Origin of the sequence: Nocardioides sp. OK12 (assembly GCF_024341885.1) — a bacterium.
Taxonomy (GTDB): Bacteria; Actinomycetota; Actinomycetes; order Propionibacteriales; family Nocardioidaceae; genus Nocardioides; species Nocardioides marinisabuli.
This window is the reverse complement of the sequence record NZ_BNET01000006.1, coordinates 318417-336002: the sequence shown is the minus strand read 5'-3', so window position 1 is coordinate 336002 and position 17586 is coordinate 318417. Positions and strand designations below refer to the sequence as shown.

Genomic DNA, 17586 nt, shown 5'->3' with positions numbered 1-17586 from the left:
GCGCGCCATGTACTGGGACGGCGGCGGCCCCCGGTGACGCAGCCTCGGCCCTAAGGGCTTAATGGGCGAAGAGCAGTTTGTACTGCGCGATGGCGTCGGCATTGTTTCCGGCCAAATAGTAGTCCTTCGCCTTCCTCGCTCGGCCCACTGCTGTGTCCAACTTGGAGAGCGCGTCGGCCTTGTTGGACTCCGACGAGTAGGCGTTGAAACGCGAACCGAGGCCGGTTGGGTCGTTCAGTGAGGCAAGCGAGATGTTCTGGAGGTGCTTGAAGTAGCCGTAGATGTCCTGGGGCAGCGACCAGTAGGACTCACCATCGGCATACTTCGCTGCCCGCATTTCGAGGTAGCAGGAGGAGACGGGGACGCTGCGCTTGTACTTCCACGTCTTGGTTAGGCGCGCCAACTTCTTGGCTCCGCCGGAGTGCGACTTGTTGACCTCGTTGACGTAGGCGTTGTGGTCCTTGGGGTGGGTCTTCATCCATTCGCCGGTCTTCGGGTCGGGGATCCAATATCCGCCGCCCTCAGCAGCGAACGCTGGTACGACTTCGACAGTCTCGTCGCCTTTTGCGAACTCACAGACCACGGCGGGGCGGGCTACCCGGACGGTCGTGTTCGGATACTTGTCCTTAAGCGCATCGCGGACGTTGTTCAGCGCAGTCGTCGAAGTCGGACGTGTTCCCTTGAGGCTGACGATGTAGTCCACGTCGCTGTAGAAGCGAACGCCGGTGCCGTGCCTGAGCGATCCGGTTTCGAACATCTCCTTGACGCCCAGCCAGGTGTCGAGCCGCACCTCAATCCCCGAGCGGTGGGTTCGCGCTTTGTCGAAGTAGGTGCTTGGAGGGGTGTAGAGGGAGAGGAGCGAGTCGAGGTATTGCGTCGTGGTCTGAGTCATCTGGTGCTGTCCCTAGTGTTGGTGTCCGCGTGTCGTGCGCACCCTAAGTTGGCCCGCCGACAACAGCCGAGTGTCAATCAGCGCACCCCTGTCGCTGCGCCTGTGCGACCTTGTCTTCCACAGTCGAACGCATAACGGCCTCGTTCTTCTTGTGGAACCTTTGATCAAGCCAGTCGGGCACATAGGGGTTGCTCTGTCGGAGCAGCAGAATCTTGTCCTGCACAGCCCGAAGGTCTCCCTCGCTAACTTCCTTTGAACCGTCTATGCCCTTGGACCAGAAGTCGTTCACCTTGCCTTCGGCCGATTCCTTGGTTCGGGCCGCTTCGAAGTTGGCTTTGATCTGTTCGCCGATCTCTTTGAATGGCGCGAGCGAGGGGACAATGAGCGCAAGGAAGGTGTCGCCCGGAGCGAGGTTGGCGAGGAGGGCGATTGCCCCGATGAAGACAACGAGGAGCACTGCTCCAGCGACGAGGGTCCACCCCCAGATGCGATGCATCGTTGCGCCCCACCCGAAGTTCGATGCCTGGCAAATCAGCACGTCGTAAGGCCGGTGGACGCTCTTGGTGTCCCCGTACCAGTTCGCGTCGCGCGACCCCTTGTAGCGGCTGGCGGCCCTCGTGATCACGTACTGCGGCGGTCGGTCCGCGTGCATGCTGCTCCACGGGAGTCGGAATACCTCCGTGTCGAACTTCTCCTGCGTGGCGGCTGCGCGCATACGCAGCCACTTCTCCACACTGCCCACGACGAACGAGGCAAGGAGGAGGATCACTCCGCCCACGCCGCCGATGGCGGTGCGGAGGTTCGGGTTGGCCAGCGAGACAACGGCGCTTGCCGCTGCCAAGACGAACACGATGAGGACTCGCAATGCGAACACGAGTTTCGCGTCGCTGTAGAGGCGAGCGAACGCCCGAACCAGTCGCCGCCGATCGAGGGTGTTCTGCGCTTCGGAGATGGGCGGTGTCGTGGTCACTGGTATGCCTGCCCGCCGTTCTTGAGTGCACCCCAGGTGCTGGCGGCGGCGATGACGGATTCGGAGGCGAGGAGGTAGGCCCACTTGTCGTGGACCGTGTCGGAGGCGTTGACGGTGTTCACCCATTCGCGGGCGGCGTCACGCTTGGCGATGACCGCATTGGAGGTCATCTCGCTATCGGCCTTGCCCTCGACGATCCAGTAGGTGCCCTGGTTGTCGATCACGATGAAGTCGGGTTCGTACTGCCGTTGAATGGCGGAGACGTGGTACGGGATGCGTAGCGGAACGGTGTCGTTAATTCGGATCCACGCCTGTACGTCGTTGGTGCCTTCGAAGAGCGACGCGAGCCGGAACTCCGTTGAGTAGGCGTCGAAGGTGTTGATCTCGTAGACCGACTTGGTCCAGCCTTCGTAGGGGTAGTTGCGGGTGAACTCGGCGCTGGTGGTGATGATGTGCCGGTCGGCCGGTGGGCGGGTTTCGGTGACGGTGGGCGGTTCGGGCCATTTCACATGGTCCACGTCCTTGACCTCGCGCGCGGGGCTGGAGGTCTGCTTGGTGTTGATCCATTCCGCGAGGCGGGCGGCGGCCAGCCTGCCGTGTTCGGCGCGCCAGGGCGTTTCGACGGTCACGTCGGCACCGGACATGAAGGCGCGAGTGATGGCGAGGGCGGCGTTCTGCTCGACGGCGTTCATGATGATGCCGTTGGTGCGCAGTAGCCGCTGCACGAGGTCGGTCTCGATATCGCCGTACGGGATGGCGACTTGTGAGGCGGCGACGGTGTAGGTGGCGTCGTGGATGACGACCTTGGCGTGGCCTTCCTCGTCACGTTCGGCGTCAATGACCTTCTGAAGCAGCGTGGGGGCGTCGTCGTTGGCGAACTGGCGGCCGAGGACTTCCACATCGGTGAGGTTGATCGAGGCGAGGCTGAACGGGTCGCGCTCCCACCTCGTTGTAACCCGTGGCAGGAACAGCGGGATGCGGACACCGCCGGGCGTGCGGGGGGTCAGGGTCCGGGTCAGGATCTGGTTTGCCTCGGCGGCGGTTTCGACGCGGGAGTCGAGGGTGGCCAGTGTGAGCCCGACGTGGGTCTGGGCCGGGTCACCGGCGGGTACCTCGTCGGCCTCGAAGAGGCCCAACTGATTGGTGTCGGTGGCGGCAGCGCCGGGGAGTTGGATCTGGACCTCGCCGGAGGTGGGCTGGGCACTCTCGGGAAGGTCCCCGGTGGCGGTGAGTGGGACGCCGGGCACGTTCTGTCCGGTTTTCGGGTTGACCACCACGGTGGCGACGGCGGCACGGTCGCCGATGGTCTCTTCCAGCAGCGCACGGGCTCGTTTGAGGAGTGCGGAGAACGAGTTGTGTGAGAGAACCTCGACGGTGTCGAGCATGGGGTTGCCGGTGCGCTGCCCGAAAGGGAGCCGCAGGCCACGTCCGAGGATCTGCTCGGTGAGGAGGCTTGATTCGAGGGCCTTGGTGGAGGAGATGACGTAGATGTTCTTGACGTCCCAGCCCTCCTTGAGCATGTCCACCGACACCACGGCTCGGATCGGGCTGTTGGGATCTTCGAGGGTGTCCAGCAGCCGGAGGGTCTCTTCGGTCTCTTCGGAGTTCACCGACAGGACCTTGTCGGCGCTACCGAGCATGTCGGGTCCGGCGAGCAGGTCGCGGTACTCGTTGGCTTCGTCGATGGTCTGGGTGACTACGAACAGGATGGGTTCGACGTAAGGCTTCTTGGTTTGTTGGCAGTAGGCGCGCATCGCGGCTGCCTTGGCGTCGAGCAGGGTGAGCCCGTCCGCCAACTGGGTGCGAGCGTCCTTAATGCCATCTTGCCGTGACACGAGCACGGGGATCTTCACGTACCCGTCGGCGATGGCCTCCGAGAGCCGGTATCGGAAGACAATCTTCTCTTCCGGCGTAGAGGGATGCGGTGTGGCGGTGAGCCCGATCATGGCGGCGGGCTTCAGGTCGTCGATGGCGGCCTGGAACTTCTTGGCCGACCCGGAGTAGTAGATGTGGTGTTCGTCGGCGATGACGATGAGGTCATCGGCGGCGGTGAGGTAGTCGTAGACGGCCTGCCCGAGCGTCTCGTGCGGTCGGTGGGCGCGGCGCTGAGCGTCTTTGCCGCCCTTGCCGGAGCCGAGCAGGGACTGGACGGTGAAGACGAACACCTTGAAGCGGTTGTCGTCCTCTAGGGCGGTAGCGACCTCGCCGCGCTCGATGGTGTCCAGGGTGATGACCAGCGGGTTGCACTGCAGGCCGCGCAGATACTTGCGGTGGCCGGGCGTGAGGTTGTTGATGGTCTTCTTTTGGATCGTCGAGCCAGGTGTCACGATGACGACGTTGCGCACACCGGACTCGTAGAGGTAGTCGAGTGCGCCACCGGCGATGTAGGTCTTGCCGACACCGGTGGCCAGGTCGGCGACGAGTTCTTGTCCAGGCGTGGCGGTGTCGAGTGTTTGGGCCAACGTGTCGAGCGCCGCCTGGTTCGGGGCACGCAGGTCGAGCGTGTGCGAAATCTGCTCGACGAGTGCCTCGTCGTAGGGGATGCTCACTGGTTGTTCTCCTTCTGGGCCTGCGCGGTGCGTTCGTTGGCGGTCATGCGTCGTCGGGTGCTGCGCTGGGCACTGCCCGACAGTAGGTCGCGTGGTGCCTTGCGGATCACTGAGCCTGACGATGCTTCGCTGAGGGTTTGTTCAGCGCCCGGCAGGACCGCTTTGGCGACGAGGGTGACGCGTTCGGTATCGGCAAGAGCGCCGACGGTGTGGTGGACTTCTTCGGGTCCGACGGCTCCGTCGAACACGGCCAGCCGCATCCGGCCCGACCGTCCGCAGAAGGGGCCCTCGGGGTGCCAGTCGAAGCCCAGTTGGGCAGCGACGGCTCGGGAGAACTTTCCGTTGGTGGCCCAGTCGGCGAGCATCACCCCGTAGGGCGTGACCTCGTACATGGACGGCGCGACGCGCACGGTGCGGAACCCGCCTCCGCCGTCCCAGCCAACGACCTTCGTGACGCCGCCGCCGTCGAGCCCATTGACGACCTTGAGTAGTCGGGGGCGGGTGAACCCGTCGACGGTGGCCTGCTTGATTTCGGCAGTCGCCCAGCGGCGACCCAGTTTCTGAGCGACTGCTGCGGTGCCGCCGGAGCCACCGAACACGTCGAGCACGATGTCGCCAGGGGCGGTGGCGATCTCGATGATGCGCTTGAGGAGCCGCTCGGGCTTGGGGGTGTCGAAGCCGTTCAGGTTGAGGGCCTTCAACTCGCGCTTGCCTTCATCACTCGACCCGGTGTCTGCAGACATCCACACGGTCTTCAACTTCTTGGTGCGATTCTCACCCAGGTAGTCGCGCTGGAAGATGTCGGCGCGGATCCCGACTCGCCCTGACACCTCGCGGCATTCGAGTTCGTCGGCCTGCGCGATGACCTTCGGGGGCGACCAGCGCCACACAGCCGGGGTGAGGTCGCCGAAGACCGGCCAGATGGCCTGTGAACCTTCGAACGGCTCCATCGCCACCTTCCCGGTGCGCGGGTTGCCATGGATCGCGAAGTGCATGGTGCGGGCGGTCTGCGGGTTGAACTTCTTGTTCGTGTTCCGCAATGGCAGGTGCCGGAACGCGAGTCCGTTCTCGTCGGTCTTGGGGAAGTCGGCGTGGTTTACATCGTCCTTGGACCCGCACTCCAGCGTCACCAGAGCCCTGTTCTTGGCGTAGACAAGGACCCGGTCGTTGGATCCGGCGAAGAACTTGTCGAGTTGGCGACCCTTGGGGTTCATTTCGACGGTCAGGTCGGCGATGAAGTTCTGCGCGCCGAACACCTCATCCATGAGACATCGCATGCGGTGGGCCTCGGCGTCGTCGAGGTGCACCCAAACGGAGCCTTCGTCGGAGAGGAGTTCTGCGATGAGGAGGAGCCGTGCGTGCATGAAGGACAGCCAGGTCGAGTGGTCCATCCAGTCGTCATAGTGCTCGAACGCCTGCCCGGTGTTGAAGGGCGGGTCGATGTAGACGGCCTTGACCTTGCCTCGGTATACGCGTCGAAACTCTGGGGTGTTGGTCAGGACGCGGAGCACATCGAGGCTGTCGCCGGTGAAGAGCAGGTTGTCGGCGTAAGGGTTGGCGGTCTCGTCGAGGTCACCGTGCGTGCCGGTGAACTCGGTGAGCCTTACCTCCGTGGCGGCGGGATGGTCCCGGTCCACCCACACCGGTCGCCCTGAGGCGTCACTAGGAGACACCAGGTGCCGGTCCTTGCCCGACCACGTCAGTTCGAGACGCGCGCCAGAGGCGGCAACCCCGGTCACTGGTCACTGCCTTCAGGTATCTGGACCTGGACCGACCGCTCGGCTGCCTCGACGCGTCGGCGTGCTCGCTTGGCACCGGCGGAGAGCAGGTCGCGAGGGGCCTTGCGGATTCGCGATCCTGTCGACAGTTCCCGCAGCGTTTCCTCTGCACCGGGCAGGACCGCTTTGGCGACGATGGTGACGCGCTCCTTGTCGCCGAGGGCGGCGATTGTCTGCCGGACCTCTTCGGCCCCGATGGCGCCATCGAAGACCGCTAGCCGCATCCGTCCTCGGACGCCGCAGAAGAGACCTTCGGACTGCCAATTGAAGCCCAACTGCCCAGCGACGGCGCGGGCGAAGCGTCCGTTCGTGGCCCAGTCGGCGAGGAGTACCCCGAAGGGGGTGACTTCGTACATGGAGGGAGAAACGTCAACGGCACGGAACCCACCTCCCCCCGTCCAACCAGTGTCGGTGGTGATCCCGCTGCTGTCTCCGGCAACGACCTTTTCGAGGCGGGGTCGCGTGTAGCCCTCGACGGTGGCGGGGAGGATGTCGCATGTGACCCAACGGCGACTCATCTTGTGCGCGGCAGAAGCCGTTGTCCCGGAGCCGCCGAAGCAGTCGAGGACGATGTCGCCTTCTTTCGTGGACATCTCGATGACGCGTTGCAGTAGGGCCTCGGGCTTCTGGGTGTCGTACCCGACACGCTCGTGGCCTTGAGAGTTGAGAACGTTGATGTCGTTCCAGAAGTCGCCGAGAGAGACTCCACCGGCCTCGCTCAAGTAGCGCTTTTGGCGGGGAACAGAGTCTTCCTTGGTGGAGACGTGGATGTAGCCCGCTTCCAGTAGGGCGTCGAGCCGCTGCCGGGTAGTCATGGACGGCCACGATTCGGTCATGAAGCCTTCGACCTTTGGGGCCGCCCAGTGCCTCCGGCGACTGCCAGGGTCAATCCCCATCCAGGGCTGACCACTATCACCGGACCTGATTCCGGGGGCTAGCAGGGAGACCGTCTGGTACCGGCCTCGTTCATCCTCGTTGTTGTACTTGGACTTGATGTAATCGTCGGTGTACGGGATCAGCACAGCGTTCAGTCGTGACGCCTCGGACCTGCCGTAAACAAGGATGTTGTCGTACATCGTGCCCATGCCTCGTCGGGCCGCAGCCTTTGCGCCCGTGCGCTTCCAGACCACGGTGTTGAGGTAGTTGTCCGCACCGAAGACCTCGTCCAGCAGACAGCGCATACGGTGGATCTCAAAGTTGTCGAGGTGGAGCCAGAGAGAACCGTCGGGGGCCAGCAGTTCCTTGATGAGTAAGAGTCGGTCGCGCATGAACGACAGCCAGGTGGAGTGCTCCATCCAGTCGTCGTAGTGCGTGAAGGTCTGTCCGGTGTTGAAGGGCGGGTCGATGTAGGCAAGGTTCACCTTGCCTCGGTACTCGCGGGCATACTCGGGCACCTCGGCGAGGATGCGGAGTACGTCGAGGCTGTCTCCGGTGAAGAGCACGTTGTCGGCGTACGGGTTGGTCGTGTCGACTTCCCCAATGGCGTCGGTGAAGTCGCTGAGGCGGACTTCGGCGGCTGCGGGGTGGTCGGGGTCGACCCAGACGGGCTTGCCCTCGTCGTCCTTGGGGACGAGGAGGAACCTGTCCTTGTTCGGCCATGTCAGTTCAAGCCGAAGCCCCCGGTTCTCCACGGTGTCGCCTCCCCTGCCTCTCGCTCGGTAGTGCTATCGGCAGGTTCGGCAGTTCGCGGTGGAGCGCCTGAGCCTGTCGCGGTCAGGCCACCCTAGGCAGTGGATCGGACATATCGGGCGTTTCAGGACGAACCGGGCGATGTATTAGCGCAAGCGCTCTTTCGCTTGCTCTCATCGAGGGCACCCACGGTGGGGTCCGGTCATTCCCGTGTTCTCGCGTTTCTGGCGAGCGGCAGCCCGGCGTGGGCGGCGAGGAGTTGCATGTGGGCCAGCGTCATGTGGGTTTCGCCCCGCAGAATGCGGCGGAGTTGGTCGATGGTGAGCCCTGCGTGCTGGGCGAGCGCGCTGGTTGTCATGGGTGGTCGCCGGTTTCGAAGGTGAGCGCGTAGCGCATTGGCGAACTCGTGCTGGGTGAGGGCGGCGGCAACTAGCGCCCGGTCACTCTTCGAGCGGGCGCTCTTCCAGCGGACGGGCTTGTTGCGTCCGAACAAGTTGTGGTCGGGGTCATCGCGCAGCCAGTCGCGGGGTTGCGGCAGTGGCGTCCCCTTGGGCACACGCTGAACGCTAGGTCGGCCGTACGGCAGCGAACCGCCTATTCAGCCCGCGTCGAGGCGATGGTGGCGAAACAAGCGCTCTTGGACGTGTTCCATGAAAGTTGGCCTACAACGTTCTGACGGGCCGTCGAAAGCCCTACCCATGATCAACTTCTCCCCCGTCGCCGTCATGGCGCCGATCCGTCTCGGACTCTGCCTCCGCGAACTTGTTCGAGCGTTTGTTCGACTTGCACGTGTTGGAAGTGGTAGGACGGGCCTATGCACAACAGGTCGTGGCACAGAAGGTGCGCCGGGTCTCCCGGCGTACCCCTCCACCACGACCCAGTGGTGCCTGTGCCCTAACACGAGGCGGCCCTGGGTTTCCGATGTCACCCAGGAGTTCCCGTGTCCGACCGTCCTGGCGGGCGGCCGAGTCGCGAGCGCAGCACTCGTCTGCGCTTCGTCGATTCCGCTGAGCCTGCCCTCGCACGTCCCTTCGACCAGCCCCAGTTCCAGCCGCGCCCGGCGACCGGGCCGGTCCATCGACCTCTTCCCCACCCACCCCGCGACACCGACGAGGGGTCCGTGGTGTGGCCGAGCGTCAACTGGACGGCTCACTACGCCGACTGCCCCGATGGGCGTCGTTGTCGTCACCACACGGTCTTCCCGAACTGGTGGCTCGACATGGTGAGCCGAGGGATCCCCTATGACTCCGACGCTGACACGGCGTTGCAGCACGCTGCTGGTCGGGTCAACCGGTACCGGGGCCACCCTCCGCTGCAGCCGGAGCCGCTGCTGTTCGCCCAGCAGGTTGTCCTTGACTCCCTGGTGGTCGCACCTGCACCTATCACCGAGTCGTGGGTGATGGGGTCGCTGGCTGCCGTTGGGGGGCTCGCCCGTTGGGTGCACGGCCTCGGACAACCGCTCACCCGCGACCACGCGCTCGGTGAGGCCACGCGGTACCGGTGGATCTCCGGCGCGGGGCACCTGACGGCGGAGTCCGCGAGCATCTACGCAGTCCGCCTCGAACTCATCGCCGACCACCTCAACGGCGTGAGCATCAAGCGGCTCCCCCGTGCCACCAAGGCGACCGAAGCCCCGGTCGAGCCGCTGACACCGACCGAACAGGCCGACCTGTGGGCATGGGCTCGTGGGCTACGCCCGAGGACTCGCCGCGAACGCGTCCAAGGCCACATCCTGCTGGGTCTGGGTTTCGGCCTGACCCGCAACGAGAAGTACCGCATCACCACCGACCACGTCTTCACCGACGCTGACGGCGTCCACGTCGCTGTCACCGACCCGGACGGTGCCCTCATACGGTTCGTGACGTGCCGCCGCGACTGGGAGGACCACCTCCTGCGCTACGTCGCCACCGTTCAACACGGCGGCTACCTCGTCGCCCCCTGGCGCCTGGACCCACCGCCGGGCTCGGCAGTCGACGAGTCACTACGGCGTGCCCACAAGTGGGCCCCGCCGGTGGAGTTCAACAACGTGCGGCTACGCAACACGTGGCTGTGCGAGCACCTCGCCGACGGCACGCCCCTCAAGATCCTCATGGCTGCAGCCGGGGTCGCTGAGGCCAACCACCTGCACAAGTTGCTGACGTTGCTGCCGACACCGAACAGTGCGGCTGCGGCTGCGGCGCTACGCGGGCCCGAACGGGGCGCGGCACGTTGAGCGAGGTATCACCAGGGCACCGGCCGAAGAAGGGCCGTACAACCAAGAAGCGCAACACCGGCACGAACTCCCGCAAGACACGCAAGGCCACAGCAGCCGACCCGTCCAAGACGGGGCGAGCGCTGCGCCAGACGTTCCCGACACCCGACTGGAACAACCTCCTCGCGGCCACGATTGCCGAGGTGAGTGCCCTCAATGGCCCCGATGCGACCGGCAAGGACACCGAGCACGCGCTCTTCCGCAGGCACGACACCAAGTTCGACGACAAGCACGTGAGGGCGGTCTTCGATGCCGTCCGTCACTCGAAGGTCCCCGAGATGATTGAAGGGCTCATCGACGAGGTGAAGATCAAGCCCGGACGGCCAGCCAAGGTCAACTACCGCGCGCTCGTCGTCGCCATGCTGCTGACCGCGATCGACGGCAAGGGATGCCTGTGCACCGAGATTGCGCGCACTCTCTATCACCGTCTGCGTCCTGCTTCGATGCGTCTGCTCGGCATCGAACCCATGCCCGCCGCGCTCAACCGGACCACGGCACGCCGTCAGAAGTGGCAAGCAGAGAAGCGGACCAGGGACGCGCTCCGCCGCTTCCTCTCGGCCATCGACCCCTCGATTCACCCCAAGGGCAAGGAGATGCCCTACGTCGCCCTGCGCGCCCTGGACCGGCCACTCACCGACGAAGAGATCGCCGAACGTCAACGCAACCTCGTGCTCGTCTGCAACCGCATCCTGCGCACGCCCTTCGAACTGCTCCCAGCCAAAGTCAGGCGCAAGTACCGAGGGTCGGCCTGCGTGGACGCCACCCCGATGAAGGTCTACACCGCCACGCGGTCCGCCAAGAAGGAGATCGCCCCCAGCGACCCCGACTCCGGTGTCTACAGCCGACAGGGCGACCACACCGAAGACGCCGAGAAGGACTGGTCCAAGGTCTACTCCGCCTACGACATCAACCTCACCGTCGCCGTCTGCGACTACCTAGGAGAGCGGCAATACCTGCCCGCACTCCCCCTCGCCGCACACCTCGACCGGCCAGGCGTCGACCCATCTGGAGCGTTCCGACGCATGGCCGCTCAACTGATCACTGCCGGACACGTCCCGCGCTACCTCGCCGGGGACGGCCTCTACGCACAAGCCGACCCAGCCAAGTTCCACACCCCCGCCCGCCAAGCAGGCTGGAAACTGGTCCTGCCCGTCCTCGACGACACCCTCGGCATCCAAGCCAGCCTCGACGGGCTGATCATGGTCGAAGGCGAGTTGTACTGCCCGAGCATGCCGCAGAACCTCATCGACGCCACCGCCACCTACAGGGAGGTTCTCGCGAACCTGCCCACCGACAAGCAGCAGCGGAGCGCAGCCGGAGCCACAGCGCGCGCCCAGTACCAACAAGACATCGCCAACCGTGAGACCTACCGAGCCCGCTACAAGGACACCAACACCTCCGGCAAGCAACGCTGGGGGTGCCCTGCCTCCGGCTCACACCCCTCCGTGGTGTGCCCCATCAAGCCCAAGTCCGAAGACCAGATCTTCCTCGGGCCACTCACCGTGCCCAGCCCCAAGTTGAAGCCAGCCATCGTCCCCGATCCTGCAACCCAAGTGGCAGGCCAATGGCCCAAACCCTGCCGACAGGAAAGCGTCACCGTGGACATCCACGTGCACCAACCCCTCGACGACACCACCACTGAGACCCCCGAGCAACAAGCGCGCCGCGCCATCGCGCGCTTCAAGCAAGACATCCGCTTCGGCACCGACGAACACACCGACACCTACAACGCCCTGCGGCAGTCCCAAGAAGGCTTCCACGGCTTCGTCAAGGACGACGCCTACGAAGCCCTCGGCTCACCCGGCAAGCGCCGCGTCAAAGGCCTCGCCGCCCAATCGCTCTTCGCCGCCATCCTCCTCGCAGCAGCCGGAGTCAGGAAGGTCCGCCGCTTCCTCGAAGACGCCCTCGAAGACGACAACGGCGACCTCTACATCCTGCGCCGCCGCCGCAAGGGAGACCACGCCCCCACCCACCTGCCGCCCGGCACCAAGGGCACACGCGGCGACCCCGACTACGACAAAGCCCCAGCAGCCTGATGGCTCGCTCCGCCTGACCAGCACCGGTCACCACACCGAACAACCCGCCCGGACACTCGGCCTACGCCGAACCGGGCGGGTTGTCGTCGTTTACGACCCCTGAGGCGCTCCCTGGACGAGCATGCGCCCGTACAGACGCACACGATCACGTCTGACATGCAAGAAAGCCGCCCCGCAGCCCCTCTCGGGGCCACGAAGCGGCTTTCTCACTATTTTCCTCTGCTAGGCCAAAGACTTTCGTCTAAAGCCCGCTGGCGGAGGCGGAGGGATTTGAACCCTCGATGGGGTTGTAGCCCCAAACCCGCTTAGCAGGCGGGCGCCATAGACCGGACTAGGCGACGCCTCCCGGCAGCGCCGACAGGCTACAAGGCCGGGGCCGCCCGCCACCAATCAGGGGCGTCGGGCACCGCGGCGGCCGGGTGGCGACGGCTCAGCCGAGGGGCCGGTGACCCTGGCCGGCGCGCAGCCGACGCTGCATCTCGCGCACGAACTGCTCGCGGTCGAGGGCCAGCGCCTGCACCGGGATCGTGGTGCTGCGCCCCTCACCCAGCTCCAGCACCAGGCAGTCGATGTCGTGGCGCCGGGCGGTCCCGGCCTCGACGACCTCGCTCCACCGCGCACGCTTGACCCCGGCGCCGCGCACCGGCCCCACGACGTACCCGTCCTCCTCGGCGCGCAGGACGTAGGCGCGGTTGCGCAGCCACCAGCCCAGCCAGAAGACGCCCAGCAGCGCCAGGACCAGCAGCACGACCAGGACGTCGGCGTTGACCCCGGTCATCGCGACCAGCGCGGTTCCGACGAACATGACCAGCCCGAGACCGACGACGCTGAGGCCGACCAGGCGGACCGTGAAGGACTGCGCGAAGCGGTAGTCGTAGGGGGTCGGGAGCGGCGCGTCGGGCATGACTCGATTCCACACCACCCCGCGCGCGGGGCGCCACCCGGGCGGTCGGTGGCGGTCTTCTAGAGTGACCTGGCACGCGCCGCCAGCGGCGCGGGCACGGAGGGGTGCCGGAGTGGCCTATCGGAACCGCCTTGAAAGCGGTCGTAGGGAGACCTACCGCGGGTTCGAATCCCGCCCCCTCTGCCAGGACCTCAGCGGGTCAGGGTGAGCAGCAGGTCGCCCTCCTGGACGACGTCGCCCGGGGCGACCTTGATCGCCACGACGGTGCCGGCGAGCTCGGCGATGACGGGGATCTCCATCTTCATCGACTCCAGCAGCACCACGGTGTCGCCGACCTCGACGTCCTCCCCCGCGGCCACGGCCACCTCGAGCACGTTGGCCACCATCTCCGCCACGATCTGCGTCACCTGTTCGCGAGCCACCCCTCGAACCTAACCGTTACCGGCAGGTACGCCGGATCCGTGGACCCGGCGCTGGCCCTGCGCCGGGTCGTGGTCTCAGAGCAGGGCCTGGCCGCGGGCCGGCTCGGGACGACCGGCGGCCCGCTCCTCGGCGCGGCGGGCCCGGCGCCCCCGGGGGCCGGTCAGGCGCAGGTCGAGGCGGATCAGCGCGGCACCGATCAGCAGCCCGATGACCAGGCCGTAGACGATGGAGAGACCGACCTCGAGCAGGGCCACCGACGGGTTCATCATCGAGCTGGCCACCGAGGCGGTGGCGGCGACGCCGAAGGCGCTGACCCACCAGCCCTGTCGGCGACGGGCCCGCATGTGGCAGCCCCACACCAGCGCGGGCACGCCCAGCACGGTGGCGATCGGGCGCGGGAAGGCACCCAGGTTCTCGCGCGACCAGCGCACCCCGTCGAGGAGGTCGGTGACCACCTCGCCGGGCCCGTAGCGCCGCAGCAGCTCGGCGTACGCCAGGGTCAGCAGCAGCACCGCGCCGCCGACCAGCACGATCAGCAGCCCCCGGCGGCCCAGGCCGTGGAAGCCGGCGCCGAGGCGGAAGACCAGCGCGAAGACGGCCAGCAGGGCCAGGCCGAGGGTCGCGTACTCGAAGCTGACGACGCTGATGACGGGCTCGAAGCCGACCACCGCGAGGGCGCCCACGGCCGCCACGCCCGTGGCCAGCACCGCCTCGCGGGCGGCGTGGCGCAGCCGCCGGGCAGGCACGGTGCCCATCACGGCCAGCACCGCGGAGACCACGCAGGTCCAGACCGCGGCGCCGGTGCGCAGCCGGTCCTCGTCGAGGACCAGCACCGCCACGCCCACGGCCACCGCGAGCGTGCCGAAGACGACGGGGCGACCTCCGGCACGGGCCACCAGGGCCCAGGTGAAGGCACCGGAGACGGCGACCGAACCGGCGCCGGGCAGCCACGCGGGGCCGACCCCGACCACGCCGGTCACGAGGGCCGCGAGCCCGGCGACGACGGCGACCGCCCAGGCGACCAGGGGCCAGCGCGAGGCCGCCAACCGGTCGACCGCGTCGCTGGCCTGCGCGATGCGGGTGGAGACGGCTGGGGACACGACGAGGAAGGCTACAACCGACGGTTGGCCAGCGACGGGTTGGTGCGCCGCGCCTCGGCCAGCCGAGCGAGGTCCACCACACCCGCGACCAGGCCGGCCTCGTCGCCGGCCTCCGCGAGCACGTCGCCCAGGGGGTCGACCAGCATCGAGTGGCCGCTGTAGCGCGGCGCGGGCTGGCCGGCGGCGGCGACGTACACGGTGTTCTCGATGGCGCGGGCGCGCAGCAGGGTGCGCCAGTGCTCGACCTTGCGCTCGCCGGCCACCCAGGCCGCCGGGACCACCAGCAGCTCGGCGCCCGCGTCGACCAGCAGGCGGGCGAGCTCGGGGAAGCGCAGGTCGTAGCAGGTCATCAGCCCGACCTTGACCCCGCCGACCTCGACGACGGCCGGGGTCGGCTCGCCGGCGCTGAGCCGGTCGGACTCCCGGTAGCCGAAGGAGTCGTAGAGGTGGATCTTGCGGTACTCCGCCTGCGCCGCGCCGCGCACCAGCAGGGTGTTCCACGGCCGCTCGGGGTCGGGTCCGGTCTCGAACATGCCCGCCACGACCGTCGTACGCCGCTCCCGCGCGACCCGGGCCACCTCGGAGCCGAACGGCCCGTCGACAGGTTCTGCGTCGGCGCTGACGTCGGAGCCGGCCGGGCCGAAGTCGCGGGCGAAGGCCTCGGGCAGCACCACCAGGTCGTGCCCCTCGGGCACCAGCTGCTCGAGGCGGGCACGGTTGGCCCCGGGGTCGGTGTCGGAGGCCTCCTGGACCAGGGCGACGCGCAGCGTGGTCATGGACCCAGCCTGCCACCGTCGGCCGGTGCTGCCATCCTGGTGGGCATGAGCGAGACCGCCGCGTTCAGCGCCGTCGTGCTCGCGGGAGGCACCGCGGTGCGCCTCGACGGCGCCGACAAGGCCTCCGTGGAGCTGCACGGCCGCACCCTGCTGACCCATGCACTCGACGCGTGCCTGGACGCCGCCGAGGTCGTCGTGGTCGGGGACCCGGTGCCCACGCACCGCCCGGTCACCTTCACCCGCGAGGACCCGCGCCACGGCGGGCCGGTGGCCGCGCTGCTGACCGGCCGCGACGCGCTGCTGCGCCCGACCCGCACCCTGGGCGTGCTCGCCGTCGACATGCCCCATGTGGGCCCTTCGACCTTCGACCGGCTGCGGGACGCCGCGACGGGGCGCGACGGGGCGGTGCTGGTCGCGCCGGACGGCCGCCACGCGCTGGCGCTGGTGGTGCAGCTCGACCGGCTCGACGACGTACGACCCTCGCTGGAGGAGCAGCACGGCATGGCCCTGCGCCGCCTGCTGGGCCGCCTCGACCTCGCCGAGGTGGCCTCGGTCGGGCGCGAGCACCGCGACGTCGACACCTGGGCCGACCTGCGCGACCTCGCCGACGGCTGACACCGCCCCGCCCCGCCCCCAGGTCGTGGCCCGGGTCGTGGCCCGGGTCGTGGCCCGGGTCGTGGCCCCTGGACGCGCCCGGACGCGTCCTCAGCCACACGACCCGACCCACGACTCCACCCACGACGCGGACCACGACCCAGGAGGTCTTGCGCCGGGCGGTTCGGGTCGGGAGGCTGTGGGCGTGAACCTGCACGACTGGATCGACGAGCTCTGCGACGCGCTCGACCTCGACGCCGAGGTCGACGAGACGCTGCTGCTCGACCTGGCCCGCGACGTCGCCCACGCCGTGACCCGACCGGCGGCCCCGCTGTCGGCGTACCTGCTCGGCCTGGCCGCCGGCGCCAAGGGCGGTGACCCCGCGGTGGTCGAGGAGCTGGCCGAGCGGGTCCGCGCGCTGGCCGACGGGTGGGACCAGCCCGCGACCGCGGCCGCTGACGATATCGACGGCACCGACGGCACCGACGACGCCGAGGACGAGCTCGACGGGGCGGCCGACCCGCTGACCGAGATCGAGGACCTCGACGACCTCCTGGGCCGCGACCCCGAGCCGGACGCCGGTACGGGGTCGGGCGCGGGAGCGGGCGAGGAGGAGTAGCCGCGGCCCCTAGGGTGGGGCCATGCGTGCTGTCGTCGCCGACGGGTCCGGCGGACCCGAGATCCTGTCCGTGGCCGAGCTCCCCGACCCGACCCCCGGGCCGGGCGAGGTGCTGGTGGAGGTGGCCGCGGCCGGCCTCAACCGCGCCGACCTCCTGCAGCGCCAGGGCTTCTACCCGCCGCCGCCCGGCGCCTCCGAGGTGATCGGCATGGAGTGCTCCGGCACCGTCGCAGCGCTCGGCGACGGCGTCGAGGGCTGGACGGTGGGCGACGAGGTCTGCTGCCTGCTCGCCGGCGGCGGCTACGCGTCGTACGTCGTGGTGCCGGCCGGGCAGGTGATGCCGGTGCCCGCGGGCGTCGACCTGGTCACGGCCGCGGCGCTGCCCGAGGTGGCGGCGACGGTGTGGTCCAACGTGTTCATGGTGGCCGGCCTGCGCCCCGACGAGTCGCTGCTGGTGCACGGCGGCGCCGGCGGCATCGGGACCTTCGCCATCCAGCTCGCCCACGCGATGGGCGCCCGGGTCCTCACCACCGGCGGCACCCCGGAGAAGCTGGCGTTCTGCCGCGAGCTCGGCGCCGACGTGGCCATCGACTACCGCAAGCAGGACTTCGTCGAGGTGGTGCGCGAGAGCACCGACGGCGGTGTCGACGTGGTCCTCGACAACATGGGGGCCAAGTACCTGGCCCGCAACGTCGACGCCCTCGCCCTCGAGGGACGCCTCGTGGTCATCGGCATGCAGGGCGGCACCAAGGCCGAGCTCGACCTCGGCGTGCTGCTGCGCAAGCGGGGCGCGGTCATCGCCACCTCGCTGCGCTCGCGCCCGGTCGAGGACAAGTCAGCGATCTGCGCCGCGGTCGTCGAGCACGTGTGGCCGCTGGTCGCCGACGGGTCGGTGCGCCCGGTCGTGCACGGCACGATGCCGCTCGAGCAGGTGCGGGAGGCGCACGAGCTGATGGGCTCGGGGTCGCACACCGGCAAGATCCTGCTCACCCTGTAGGGCCGCACCGCCGCCGGGTGCCGCCTCCTAGGCTGGGGCCCATGACCCAGGAGCCCGACGCCCAGGAC

General features: G+C 67.9%; 15 protein-coding genes and 2 tRNA genes. 6 read left to right on the top strand and 11 right to left on the bottom strand.

Annotated features, from left to right (window positions below):
• Window positions 1–58: 58 nt before the first annotated feature.
• The 6 genes from OCU29_RS16985 to OCU29_RS16960 form a co-directional block, all read right to left on the bottom strand.
• On the bottom strand, window positions 59–892 hold the full coding sequence (locus OCU29_RS16985; protein WP_261820847.1) for a hypothetical protein: 834 nt from the start codon (window positions 890–892) through the stop codon (window positions 59–61).
• A 73-nt stretch (window positions 893–965) separates the two neighbouring features.
• Window positions 966–1862: an S-4TM family putative pore-forming effector gene (locus OCU29_RS16980; RefSeq protein ID WP_261820846.1), complete on the bottom strand. Its 897-nt coding sequence runs from the start codon at window positions 1860–1862 to the stop codon at window positions 966–968.
• A complete protein-coding gene (locus OCU29_RS16975; protein ID WP_261820845.1) occupies window positions 1859–4411 on the bottom strand; it encodes a DEAD/DEAH box helicase in 2553 nt (850 codons plus the stop codon). The genes OCU29_RS16980 and OCU29_RS16975 overlap by 4 nt, the downstream gene beginning before the upstream one ends.
• Entirely contained in the window at window positions 4408–6150 is a 1743-nt protein-coding gene (locus OCU29_RS16970; protein WP_261820844.1) for a site-specific DNA-methyltransferase, read from the bottom strand. The genes OCU29_RS16975 and OCU29_RS16970 overlap by 4 nt, the downstream gene beginning before the upstream one ends.
• Complete coding sequence (locus OCU29_RS16965; protein ID WP_261820843.1) at window positions 6147–7820, bottom strand: site-specific DNA-methyltransferase; 1674 nt, start codon at window positions 7818–7820, stop codon at window positions 6147–6149. Before OCU29_RS16965 ends, OCU29_RS16970 begins: the two co-directional genes overlap by 4 nt.
• 200 nt (window positions 7821–8020) lie before the next feature.
• Window positions 8021–8374, bottom strand: coding sequence for a hypothetical protein (locus OCU29_RS16960; RefSeq protein ID WP_261820842.1), 354 nt, complete (start codon window positions 8372–8374; stop codon window positions 8021–8023).
• A gap of 564 nt (window positions 8375–8938) precedes the next feature.
• Between OCU29_RS16960 and OCU29_RS16955 the strand changes: the two genes are divergently transcribed.
• Together OCU29_RS16955 and OCU29_RS16950 are read left to right on the top strand one after the other, a co-directional pair.
• Window positions 8939–10030: a hypothetical protein gene (locus tag OCU29_RS16955; RefSeq protein WP_261820841.1), complete on the top strand. Its 1092-nt coding sequence runs from the start codon at window positions 8939–8941 to the stop codon at window positions 10028–10030.
• Window positions 10027–12105 (top strand): hypothetical protein, encoded by a 2079-nt coding sequence (locus OCU29_RS16950; RefSeq protein ID WP_261820840.1) that lies wholly within the window; start codon window positions 10027–10029, stop codon window positions 12103–12105. The genes OCU29_RS16955 and OCU29_RS16950 overlap by 4 nt, the downstream gene beginning before the upstream one ends.
• Window positions 12106–12357: 252 nt before the next feature.
• Here OCU29_RS16950 and OCU29_RS16945 read toward each other — a convergent pair.
• A tRNA-Ser gene (locus OCU29_RS16945) sits at window positions 12358–12451 on the bottom strand.
• A gap of 84 nt (window positions 12452–12535) precedes the next feature.
• Window positions 12536–13009 (bottom strand): hypothetical protein, encoded by a 474-nt coding sequence (locus OCU29_RS16940; RefSeq protein ID WP_261820839.1) that lies wholly within the window; start codon window positions 13007–13009, stop codon window positions 12536–12538.
• 98 nt (window positions 13010–13107) lie between these two features.
• Between OCU29_RS16940 and OCU29_RS16935 the strand changes: the two genes are divergently transcribed.
• Window positions 13108–13195, top strand: a tRNA-Ser gene (locus tag OCU29_RS16935).
• Between the two features lie 5 nt (window positions 13196–13200).
• Here OCU29_RS16935 and OCU29_RS16930 read toward each other — a convergent pair.
• The 3 genes from OCU29_RS16930 to OCU29_RS16920 all read right to left on the bottom strand — a co-directional run bounded on the left by OCU29_RS16930 (window position 13201) and on the right by OCU29_RS16920 (window position 15308).
• Window positions 13201–13431, bottom strand: coding sequence for a biotin/lipoyl-binding carrier protein (locus tag OCU29_RS16930; protein ID WP_261820838.1), 231 nt, complete (start codon window positions 13429–13431; stop codon window positions 13201–13203).
• A gap of 75 nt (window positions 13432–13506) precedes the next feature.
• Window positions 13507–14532: a hypothetical protein gene (locus OCU29_RS16925; RefSeq protein WP_261820837.1), complete on the bottom strand. Its 1026-nt coding sequence runs from the start codon at window positions 14530–14532 to the stop codon at window positions 13507–13509.
• 11 nt (window positions 14533–14543) lie between these two features.
• A complete protein-coding gene (locus tag OCU29_RS16920; RefSeq protein WP_261820836.1) occupies window positions 14544–15308 on the bottom strand; it encodes a carbon-nitrogen hydrolase family protein in 765 nt (254 codons plus the stop codon).
• Window positions 15309–15353: 45 nt separating this feature from the next.
• On the opposite strand from OCU29_RS16920, the gene OCU29_RS16915 reads away from it, so the two are divergent.
• The 3 genes from OCU29_RS16915 (at window position 15354) to OCU29_RS16905 (ending at window position 17518) form a co-directional block, all read left to right on the top strand.
• Window positions 15354–15923 carry a molybdenum cofactor guanylyltransferase gene (locus tag OCU29_RS16915; RefSeq protein WP_261820835.1) on the top strand — a complete coding sequence of 190 codons (570 nt, stop codon included), beginning with the start codon at window positions 15354–15356 and terminating at the stop codon, window positions 15921–15923.
• 184 nt (window positions 15924–16107) lie between these two features.
• Entirely contained in the window at window positions 16108–16521 is a 414-nt protein-coding gene (locus tag OCU29_RS16910; protein WP_261820834.1) for a DUF6457 domain-containing protein, read from the top strand.
• A 22-nt stretch (window positions 16522–16543) separates the two neighbouring features.
• Window positions 16544–17518: an NAD(P)H-quinone oxidoreductase gene (locus OCU29_RS16905; protein WP_261820833.1), complete on the top strand. Its 975-nt coding sequence runs from the start codon at window positions 16544–16546 to the stop codon at window positions 17516–17518.
• Window positions 17519–17586 lie beyond the last annotated feature (68 nt).

What these genes read in the sequence shown, in the direction of transcription:
- OCU29_RS16985 (WP_261820847.1), bottom strand. Translation starts at nt 892, where the DNA reads ATGACTCAGACCACGACGCAATACCTCGACTCGCTCCTCTCCCTCTAC.
- OCU29_RS16940 (WP_261820839.1), bottom strand. Translation starts at nt 13,009, where the DNA reads ATGCCCGACGCGCCGCTCCCGACCCCCTACGACTACCGCTTCGCGCAG.
- OCU29_RS16920 (WP_261820836.1), bottom strand. Translation starts at nt 15,308, where the DNA reads ATGACCACGCTGCGCGTCGCCCTGGTCCAGGAGGCCTCCGACACCGAC.
- OCU29_RS16915 (WP_261820835.1), top strand. Translation starts at nt 15,354, where the DNA reads ATGAGCGAGACCGCCGCGTTCAGCGCCGTCGTGCTCGCGGGAGGCACC.
- OCU29_RS16905 (WP_261820833.1), top strand. Translation starts at nt 16,544, where the DNA reads ATGCGTGCTGTCGTCGCCGACGGGTCCGGCGGACCCGAGATCCTGTCC.